Source organism: Roseomonas rosulenta (assembly GCF_016106005.1).
GTDB lineage: Bacteria > Pseudomonadota > Alphaproteobacteria > Acetobacterales > Acetobacteraceae > Neoroseomonas > Neoroseomonas rosulenta.
The window spans coordinates 1-9,421 of record NZ_JACADR010000174.1 but is presented as its reverse complement, the minus strand read 5'-3'; the positions used below and the strand labels follow the sequence as shown (position 1 = coordinate 9,421).

Genomic DNA, 9,421 nt, shown 5'->3' with positions numbered 1-9,421 from the left:
GGGCGCCGGGGCCGCGGCCGGCGCAGGGTCGGGCTCGGCGGGGGGCAGGCCGGCCTCGGCCGCGCGCTTGCGCCGCGACCAGCGCGCCAGGAAGCCATCCTCGCTCACGGCGCCTCCAGCCGCGACCGGCGGCCAAGCGCTTCGGTGTCCGCGCGGTCGCGCTTGCGCTTGTGGAATTCGCGCACCTTGTGGTGTTCGGCGACGAATCGCTCGACCAGCAGGCGCAGGCGGGGGGGCATGGGCAGGGCCTCCAGCAGGTCGGACCCCGATTCGGCGTAGAGCTGCGCCTCGCCCGCATCGACAGTCACGGCCTGCAGCGCATAGCCCGGCGGGGCCTCGGTCGGGCGCAGCAGCACCCAGATCCGCGGCGGGTCCTGCTCGAGGTTATGAATGTAGTTGTCGGTGTCGGTCGGGTGCAGCGCGACCTTGGCGGTGCCGGCCAGGAACAGGGTCCGGCCGGCCTCCTCGCGCAGCACGGTCCAGGGGGGCGCGGGCGGGGCGTCCTCGATCACCTCGCGCGGCTGCCAGGCGTGCTCGGCCCAGGGGGTCACGCCGGGGCGGCGTTCCACCACCACGCCGACCTCGACGCGCAGCGTGCCCGGGACTTCCAGCGTCATGCTGCCTCCTCGCGCGCCTTGAGCGGCAGGCCGGCCACCAGGTTCTGCGGCTTCATCCGCAGCCGGTTCGCCGCATCCATCGCCAGCGCAAGATACACCGGCCGCCCCGCCACGCGCGCGATCACGCGCGAGGCGTCGCGGAACTCCAGCACGCCCAGCCACAGGATGCGCACGAGGCGTTCCTGGCGCACCTTCTTCCCGTGCCACAGGTCGTTGGCGATCGACGTCGCCTCGGCATCGAGGCCGACATGCCAGGTCCAGTCGCGGTCCTCGATCACCGGCACGGGGCGGATCGCGACCTCCTCGCCGAGGATGTGGCGGATGAAGCGTTCCAGCATCCGCGCGATGCCGGCCTGGCCGGGGCGGCCCTCGGCGATGTCGAGGGCGAAGTCATGCGCGTCCGACCGGCCGTGATACAGGTGCGCATTGGCGTCGTTCAGCACGTCGAGCTCGACCTCGCGCGGCGGCGCGCCGGCCTCGACCAGCAACTGCCCGAGCGCGCCGAAGCCGCCGTCGCGCCCGCGCATCTCGACCACCTCCTCATCCGCGAGCAGCGTCGCACCCTGGTGGATGCCCACGCGCTGGGTGCGGAACAGCAATTCGCCGGCGCGCAGCGCGAAGGGGTCGCCCTCGCCTTCCAGCGCGGCGCGCGCCACCAGGTGCGTGAGCATCTGCAGCAGGATGGGCGGTATGCCCGCCACTCCCTCGCGGTAAAGCGCCACCCAGGCGGCCTCGAGCGTCGAATGCGCGGCGACGCGGTCGCGGAAGGCCAGGAACTGGGTGAAGTTCTCGCGCGCATCGGCATCGGCCAGCGCGGCGACGCGCGCGGGCTCCACCGGCTGCAGAGGCGCGGCCATCAGCGCGCCGTGCAGCGCGCGCTCGGCCTCGCAGGCTTCCTCGGGCGGGATCAGCTCCGGCCGGGCAAGGAAGGCGCGCCAGAGATCGTCGGTCGCGGCGAGGCGGCCATGCGCGGCTAGGTCGCACAGGTGATGGCCGGAGGCGACCCAGAAGTCGCCGGGGGAAAGTGCGTCGTTCATGCGTCGTCCTGCCCGCGGCGCGGCGTGCCGGTGCTGCGCGCCATGCGCGAGAGGTCGGGGCGGATCGGCGCCTCCTCCTCGCCCTCGACCGCCACCGCGGCGAAGACCGGCAGTGCCTCGAAGGCGCGGTGTTCCTGGGCGCGCTCGTGCAGGGTGCGGAAGCGCTCGCGCAGCTCGCCGCCCTCGAAGCTGCGGCTGAGCGCGACCAGCGTGCCAGGCGGGTGGTCGCAGAGCGATTCGGCGAAGGCCACCTCGTCCTCCGCCGCGGCGCGCGCCGCCGCATCGTCGGGCGCGCCATGGGCCGCGCGGATATGCGCGGCGAGCGCCGCCACCGCCGCCTCCCGTTGCGCCGGCGTGGCACTCGCCACCTGCACCAGCGTCGACCAGCCGAAGGATGACAGGCCGAGGAAGCCCGCGCGGAAGGCCTGGCGCCGCTTGCCATCGCGCGCGGCGACATCGTCGTCCCAGAAACAGAAGCCGCCGGGCACCGCCCATTCGCCGGGCTCGGCAGCGTGCTGAAACACCAGCGCGTCGGAGGGGTCGAGCCGGATGGTGCGCAGCAGCCGCGTCATGCCGCCTCCGCCAGGCCGCGGTGTTCGCGCCGCCCGTCCCGCTCCAGCACCAGCGCGCCGGTGGCGGGGTCGAGGCCGCGCCGCCCACCCGCGCCGATCGCCGGGTCCAGCCGCGCCAGGTAGCGCTCCGCCAGGATGCGGAAGCCGCGCGCCTGCCAGTCGGCCAGCGTCGCCATCAGGTGCCGCGCCCAGGCGGCCGTAAGCTCGGCAGGCGTGGTGTCGTTGTAGCCTTCCTCGAACAGGGTGGTGCGGCCGGGGTCGCGGCCGGGATCCTGGTCGGCGGCAGCGAAGGCGACCTCGATCCCGACCACCAGCCAGTCGGGCACCGCATCCTCGGCGCAGCCGGGCGGGACCACCAGCCGCGCGCCGCCGACCACGCCGCCATTCACCCGGATGGTCGCCGGCCAGTCGAAGGTGAGCGGCACCTCGGGCGGACCCAGCGCGCCGGCGGCATCGGCGAAGGCGGCCAGCGCCGCGAGCAGCGCCGGCCGGGCGGCGGCGAGCGCCTGCTCCGGCTCGAGGACCACCGCCGCCTCGATCCGGCCCCAGGAGCGCACCCAGACCAGCGTGCCCGCGCCCTGCCGCGGCGCCTCCTCCACCGCGCGCGCCAGCGCGTCCCCCGCCTCGCGCAGGGCGATGATCGGGGTGAAGACGCTCGGCAGGTCGGGCAGGCCCTCGGACACGCGCTCCCTCGCATGATCGTGCGAGCCGGCATATATGCGCGCCGCCCCGCAGCACCAAACGGGGCGCGCCGGGGGGCCAGGCTGGCATGAGCGGAACGGATGGGCGGATCGCCCTGGTGTGCAGCTGCGAGGACACGATGCGCCTCGACGAGCGGGCCATCGCGCGCGGCTGCAGGGCCGAGCTGCGCACCGCCGAGCAGCTCTGCATGGCGCAGCTGGATCGCTTCATGGCTGCACTTGCCACCGGCCGGCCGCTGACCGTCGCCTGCACCGCGCAGGCGCCGCTGTTTGCCCAGGAAGCCGCCGAGGCCGGCGCCGCGGCGCCGACCTTCGTCAACATCCGCGAGCATGCCGGCTGGGCCGCCGAGGGCCGCGCCGCCGGGCCGAAGATGGCCGCGCTGGTCGCCGCCGCGGCCGAGCCGATGCCGGCCACGCCGCTGGTGCCGCTCGAAAGCCGCGGTGTCACGCTGGTACTGGGCCGCGACGCCGTGGCGCTGGAGGCGGCGGCGAAGCTGGCCGATCGGCTGGACCTGACCGTGCTGCTGACCGGCGCCGAGGATGTGACGCCGCCGCGCAGCGCACCCTTCCCGGTGATGAAGGGCCGCGCGCGAAGCGCCACCGGCTGGCTCGGCGCCTTCGAGGTCACGGTGGACGGGGCGGCGATGCCGCGCCCGTCCTCCCGCGCGCGCTACGAGTTCGGGCCCGGCAAGGATGGCGCCATCAGCCACGCCGACATCGTGCTCGACCTGTCGGGCGGTGCGCCGCTGTTCCCCGCGCATGAGGTCCGCCAAGGCTACCTGCGCGCCGATCCCGCCGATCCCGCCGAGGTGGAGCGCGCCATCGCCGCGGCCGGCGAGTTGGTCGGCACCTTCGACAAGCCGCGCTTCATCGCCTTCGAGGGCAGCCTCTGCGCCCATGCGCGCAACAAGCGCAACGGCTGCACGCGCTGCATCGACCTGTGCCCCACCGGCGCCATCACGCCGGGCACCGGGCCGCTCAAGGACCAGGTGGTGATCAGTGCCGAGATCTGCGCAGGCTGCGGCGCCTGTGCGGCGGTCTGCCCGACGGGTGCGGCCACCTACACCCTGCCGCCGGCCGAGGCGATGGCGCGGCGCATCCGCACCCTGCTGCTGGCGTACCGGGAGGCCGGCGGCGAGGCGCCGGTGCTGCTGCTGCACGACGAGGCGCAGGGCGCGTCGATGCTCGATGCGCTGGCGCGCCATGGCGATGGCCTGCCCGCCCGCGTGCTGCCGCTGCTGGTCAACGAGCCGACCGCGATCGACCTGTCGCTGCTGGCCGGCGCCTTCGCCTGGGGGGCGTCCGCCGTGCGCGTGCTGCTGCCCGCGCGCGGCCGCCACGGCGCGGAAGGCCTGGCGCGCAACATCGAGACGGTGAATGCCGCGCTGGCGGGGATGGGCCTCGGCCACGCAAGCCCGCGCGCGGCCATGATCGAGACGGACGATCCCTTCACGCTGGGCGAGGCGCTGGCCGCGCTGCCCCGTGCGCCTTTCGCATTTTCGCCCTCCACCCACCAGGCGATCGGCACGCCGCGCGAGATGGCGTTGCAGGCGCTGCGCGCGCTGCGCCGCGAGGCGGGGTCGCAGGTGGCGACGGTGGCGCTGCCCGCACTCGCACCCTTCGGCGCGGCGCATGTGGACACCGCCGGCTGCACGCTGTGCCTGGCCTGCACCAGCGTCTGCCCGACCTCGGCGTTTTCCGCGAACCCCGAGACGCCGCAGCTGCGCTTCCTCGAGGATGCCTGCGTGCAATGCGGGCTGTGCGCGGCGACCTGCCCGGAGAAGGTCATCACGCTGGAGCCGCGGCTGAACTTCGCCGAAGCCGCGGCGAGCCCGCAGGTGGTCAAGCAGGAAGAACCGGCGTCCTGCCCGCGCTGCGGCAAGCTGTTCGGCACCAAGGCCTCGATCGCGCGGGTTAAGGCGAAGCTGTCGGCGCATTGGATGTTCGCCGACCCGGCGCGGCTCGCGATCCTGGAGCTGTGTGACGATTGCCGGATCACGGAGGCGACGAGCGGCGGGCTCGACCCCTATGCCGGGCCGGCGCGGCCGGTGACCAAGACGACGGAGGATTACCTGCGCGAGGCGGAGCGGGCGAAGAAGGCGGAGGAGTAGCGGGCGCCCCGGCGCGCCTCCTGCGGCCGCGGCCGCATATCGCTATTCGACGAAAATGCCTATCCGACGCGGGGTACGTAACGGACAGCACTCCACGCCGACGACCAGAGAGTGGTTGCGGTCCATTGGTCAACGGTAACGACGTTGCCACTCGTCTCGTTTCCTGCAGCCAGCAAACAGGTGTCCTCCGCACCCCAGTGCAGGTCGTAGGCGAGCGAATGACGCCTCAGTCTCGTGACGAGACGGGCGCTGCCCCAACACCATCCGCACAAGTCCCTATCCCAGCCGAACGCCGTACCAATGACAGACTCGTCAGTTCCCTTGGCGTGAACCGGTCCCTCGCAGACAACCATGCCGAAAACCCGCTGGTCAGTGCCTAGGACTGAAACTGCGGAAGCCATCTTGTTCGAAGCCAACGTTTTGCCGAGCGCTGGTTTCACCTCGACAAATATCAAAGCATCGGGACCGTCGATCAGGAAATCGGGCGCCCATCCCGGCAGCTCTTGCGGCTCATAGCGAAATGACCAACCCAGATTGGTGAATAACGCCGCCCACCGCGCTTCGAGGCGACTGCGATATCGTACTCCCGCGAACTCAACCGGAATTGGTCGATATTTGCGCCACGGCTCTTCGTTAGTCATCTCGATTGGGTTCCCTGAAGGTGCACGATCACCGTCAGGTCTAGCGTCAATCTCCGCGTACACTAGGAAAAGGTCGCCGATTCGCTATCGCGGACCGCGTTGGGCCCGTGTCAGTTCCGCGGCAGCCGCGCCACCCCCGGCGCATCCGGGTTCTGCGCCCGGTGCCGCAGCAGCTGGTCGGCCAGCACGATCGCCAGCATCGCCTCGCCCACCGGCACCGCGCGGATGCCGACACAGGGGTCGTGGCGGCCCTTGGTCAGCACCTCCACCTCCCGCCCCTGCCGGTCCACCGAGGCGCGCGGCGTCAGGATCGAGCTGGTCGGCTTCACCGCGAAGCGCGCGACGATCGGCTGGCCGGTGCTGATGCCGCCCAGGATTCCGCCGGCATGGTTCGACTGGAAGGCGACCGTGCCGTCCGGGTTCATGCGCATCTCGTCGGCATTGTCGGCGCCGGTGAGCGCGGCGGCGCCGAAGCCGTCGCCGATCTCGACCCCTTTCACCGCGTTGATCGACATCAGCGCGGAAGCGAGTTCGGCATCGAGCTTGCCGTAGATCGGCGCCCCCAGGCCGGGCGGGACGCCCTCGGCCACCACCTCGATCACCGCGCCGACCGAATCGCCGGACTTGCGCAGGGCGAGCAGGCGTTCCTCCCAGCGCGCGGCCGCCGAGCGGTCGGGGCAGAAGAATGCGTTCTCCTCCACTGCCGCCCAGTCCCAGCCGGCCGGGTCAACCCAGTCCCCGCCCATCGCCACCAGGGCGCCGCGGATGCGCACATCCGGGCCCAGCACCTTGCGCGCCACCGCGCCAGCGGCCACGCGCATCGCCGTCTCGCGCGCGCTGGACCGCCCGCCGCCGCGATAGTCGCGGATGCCGTATTTCAGTTCGTAGGTGATGTCCGCATGGCCGGGGCGGAAGCGTTCGGCGATCTCGGAATAATCCTTCGATCGCTGGTCGGTGTTCTCGATCTGCAGTGCGATGGGCGTGCCGGTGGTCAGCCCGTCCATCACGCCCGACAGGATGCGCACCTGGTCGGCTTCCTGGCGCTGGGTGACGAATTTCGACTGGCCGGGGCGGCGACGGTCGAGAAAGGGCTGGATGTCGGCCTCGGTCAGCGCCAGGCGCGGGGGGGCGCCATCGACCACGCAGCCGATGGCCGGGCCGTGGGATTCGCCCCAGGTGGTGACGCGGAACAGGTGGCCGAAGGTGTTGTGGGACATGGCGGTGGGCCTTAGCCCGTTGCGGCCCGTCCCTCAACGGCGACGGCGCCTACCGGTCCATCCGCGGCCCGCCGCGATAGGTGCAGGTGGCCATGGTCAACACCGCGCGCACCAGCTCGGCGCTGCCGGGAACCTCGACCTGCTCGGGGATGCGCTCCACCATGAAGGGCCGGGCCATGTCGCACCAGCGCGCGACCAGGTCGCCGGCGGGCTGGCCGGTGTCGGTCAGGAAGACCAGCGCATCTCCGGCGCGGCAGCGCAGGCGGATGCGCTGCTCTGCCTCGTGCTCGCTGACGCGCATGGTATCGGGGCCGGTGACGCGGACGGCGACCCAGCAGCGGCCATCGTCCATCTGCGCGCGCGCCGGCGCGACGGCCAGCAGGACAAGCGACCCGGCGAAGGCGGCCGCCAGCAGGGGCCTCACGACTTCTCCACCGTGATGTCCGGCGCATCGGGGTTCTTCATGCCGACGATGTGGTAGCCGGAATCGACGTGGTGCACCTCGCCGGTGACACCCTGCGAGAGGTCCGACAGCAGGTAGAGGCCCGACCCGCCCACTTCCTCGATGGTGACGTTGCGGCGCAGCGGGGAATTATACTGGTTCCAGCGCAGGATGTAGCGGAAGTCGCCGATGCCGCTCGCCGCCAGCGTCTTGATCGGACCGGCGGAGATGGCGTTGACCCGGATGCCGCGCTCGCCGAGGTCGGTCGCCATGTAGCGCACACTTGCTTCGAGCGCCGCCTTGGCCACGCCCATCACGTTGTAGTGGGGGGTGACGCGCTCCGCCCCCAGGTAGGAGAGCGTGAGCAGCGACCCGCCGGCGGACATCAGCGCCGCCGCGCGCTGCCCGACGGCGACGAAGGAGAAGCAGGAGATGTCCATGGCCTGCAGGAAGGCGGCGCGCGGCGTGTCCAGGTAGCGCCCGCGCAGGAACTGCTTGTCCGCATAGCCGATGGCATGGACCAGGAAGTCAATCTTCCCCCAGGCCTTCGCCACCGCATCGAAGGCGGCGTCCATGCTGGCGTCGTCGCCCACGTCGCAGGGCAGCACCAGGGAGGAGCCGACGCTCTCGGCCAGCGGCTTCACGCGCTTCTCCAGCGCCTCGCCCTGGTAGGTGAAGGCGATCTCGCCCCCCTGGGCGGCCACGGCGCGGGCGATGCCCCAGGCGATCGAGCGGTCGTTCGCCACGCCCATGATCAGGCCGCGCTTGCCCTGCATGAGGGTACCGGTGGCGATCCGGGGCTCTGGCATGGCGTCGTTCATCGCGGTCGGGGCCCGTCCGGGTGGCATAGGAGGGGTCGGTGGTGCCATGGCGGGTAGCGCGGGGCAAGTGCGTTCCGCCCCCCGCCCCTTGCCCGGCGCCGCCGCGCCCCGATACAGGCAGGGACAAGGAGCACCCCCATGGACGGCACCGCCACCACCGACGACCCGATCGCCATCTTCGAGGCCTGGATGGCCGAGGCGGCCGCGAGCGAACCGAACGACCCCAACGCGGTGTGCCTGGCCACCGCGACGCCGGATGGCGCGCCCTCCGCGCGCATGGTGCTGCTGAAGGGTGTGGATGCGCGCGGCTTCGTCTTCTACACCAACCTCGAGAGCCGCAAGGGTGGGGAACTCGCGGCCAACCCGCAGGCGGCGCTGTGCTTCCACTGGAAGACGCTGGCGCGCAGCGTGCGCGTTGAAGGCGCCGTCGAGCAGGTGAGCGATGCGGAGGCCGATGCCTACTACGCCTCCCGCGCGCGGACCTCGCGCCTCGGCGCCTGGGCATCGAAGCAGTCGCGCCCGCTGGAGTCGCGGTTCGCGCTCGAGAAGGCGGTGGCGGAATACGGGCTGAAATACGCGATCGGGGAGATCCCGCGCCCGCCGCACTGGTCGGGCTTCCGGGTGCTGCCGCGGCGCATCGAGCTGTGGCGCGACATGCCGTTCCGCCTGCACGAGCGCCGCGTCTTCCACCACGAGGGGAGCGGCTGGCGGATCGAGACGCTCTATCCGTGAGCATCCCGGCGGCGCAGGCGGAAGCCGCGGCGCTGCTGGCGCGTCTGTCCGGCGCCGCACCGGTCGAGACGCATATCTCGGCCGTCTATGTCGGGGCGGACACCGCCTGGAAGATGAAGAAGGCGGTGGCGCTGGGCTTCCTCGATTTCACCCGCCTCGAGGACCGCGAGCGCTTCTGCCGGCGCGAACTGGCGCTGAACGCGCCGCATGCGCCGGGGCTGTATCGCGACGTGGTGCCGCTCACGCGCGGGGCGGATGGCGCGCTGCGCGAGGGCGGCGAAGGCCCCGCGGCGGAATGGGTGCTGCGCATGGCGCCGATCCCGGCGGGGCATTTCCTCGATGCCGTGGCGGCGCGCGGCGGGCTGGCCCCGGCGCTGCTCGACGCCGCGGCGGATGCGGTGGCCGCGATGCATGCGGCGGCGGAGCGCGCCGCGGTCGATGCGTCCGGCGCGATGGCGCGCATCCTGGAGGGGAACATCCCCGCCGCACGGCGCGCGGGCCTCGACCCGCTGCGCGTCGAGGCCTGGGCC

10 protein-coding genes and 1 pseudogene are annotated in these 9,421 nt (G+C 72.5%); 3 read left to right on the top strand and 8 right to left on the bottom strand.

All coding sequences use genetic code 11. The features are described 5' to 3' along the window. Positions 1 to 104: 104 nt before the first annotated feature. From HW578_RS18065 to HW578_RS18050, 4 genes are read right to left on the bottom strand one after another with little or no spacing between them, the layout of a single operon-like run. Positions 105 to 617, bottom strand: a complete 513-nt coding sequence (locus tag HW578_RS18065) for a DUF3305 domain-containing protein (RefSeq protein WP_198372036.1) — start codon at positions 615 to 617, stop codon at positions 105 to 107. Beyond that, positions 614 to 1,654, bottom strand: coding sequence for a DUF6352 family protein (locus HW578_RS18060; RefSeq protein ID WP_198372034.1), 1,041 nt, complete (start codon positions 1,652 to 1,654; stop codon positions 614 to 616). Before HW578_RS18060 ends, HW578_RS18065 begins: the two co-directional genes overlap by 4 nt. Then, complete coding sequence (locus HW578_RS18055; protein WP_198372032.1) at positions 1,651 to 2,226, bottom strand: DUF6505 family protein; 576 nt, start codon at positions 2,224 to 2,226, stop codon at positions 1,651 to 1,653. The genes HW578_RS18060 and HW578_RS18055 overlap by 4 nt, the downstream gene beginning before the upstream one ends. Further along, complete coding sequence (locus HW578_RS18050) at positions 2,223 to 2,909, bottom strand: biotin/lipoate--protein ligase family protein (RefSeq protein WP_198372030.1); 687 nt, start codon at positions 2,907 to 2,909, stop codon at positions 2,223 to 2,225. Before HW578_RS18050 ends, HW578_RS18055 begins: the two co-directional genes overlap by 4 nt. A gap of 86 nt (positions 2,910 to 2,995) precedes the next feature. Here HW578_RS18050 and HW578_RS18045 point away from each other — a divergent pair, with 86 nt between their 5' ends. Further along, the gene (locus HW578_RS18045) at positions 2,996 to 5,038 is read left to right on the top strand and encodes a 4Fe-4S dicluster domain-containing protein (protein WP_198372028.1); all 2,043 of its coding nucleotides are present in this window, start codon (positions 2,996 to 2,998) and stop codon (positions 5,036 to 5,038) included. Positions 5,039 to 5,097: 59 nt separating this feature from the next. On the opposite strand, the gene HW578_RS18040 is transcribed toward HW578_RS18045, so the two are convergent. The 4 genes from HW578_RS18040 to fabI all read right to left on the bottom strand — a co-directional run bounded on the left by HW578_RS18040 (position 5,098) and on the right by fabI (position 8,147). Then, complete coding sequence (locus tag HW578_RS18040; protein ID WP_198372022.1) at positions 5,098 to 5,679, bottom strand: PDDEXK family nuclease; 582 nt, start codon at positions 5,677 to 5,679, stop codon at positions 5,098 to 5,100. Positions 5,680 to 5,789: 110 nt separating this feature from the next. Further along, positions 5,790 to 6,896, bottom strand: coding sequence for a chorismate synthase (aroC, locus tag HW578_RS18035; RefSeq protein ID WP_198372021.1), 1,107 nt, complete (start codon positions 6,894 to 6,896; stop codon positions 5,790 to 5,792). A gap of 49 nt (positions 6,897 to 6,945) precedes the next feature. Continuing rightward, on the bottom strand, positions 6,946 to 7,320 hold the full coding sequence (locus HW578_RS18030; RefSeq protein ID WP_198372015.1) for a hypothetical protein: 375 nt from the start codon (positions 7,318 to 7,320) through the stop codon (positions 6,946 to 6,948). Continuing rightward, positions 7,317 to 8,147 carry an enoyl-ACP reductase FabI gene (fabI, locus tag HW578_RS18025; protein ID WP_408906255.1) on the bottom strand — a complete coding sequence of 277 codons (831 nt, stop codon included), beginning with the start codon at positions 8,145 to 8,147 and terminating at the stop codon, positions 7,317 to 7,319. Before fabI ends, HW578_RS18030 begins: the two co-directional genes overlap by 4 nt. Before the next feature lie 150 nt (positions 8,148 to 8,297). On the opposite strand from fabI, the gene pdxH reads away from it, so the two are divergent. Next, entirely contained in the window at positions 8,298 to 8,891 is a 594-nt protein-coding gene (pdxH, locus tag HW578_RS18020; protein ID WP_198372012.1) for a pyridoxamine 5'-phosphate oxidase, read from the top strand. After that, positions 8,888 to 9,421, top strand: a pseudogene (locus tag HW578_RS18015) (AAA family ATPase); the annotation flags it as partial. The gene pdxH and the pseudogene HW578_RS18015, both read left to right, overlap by 4 nt.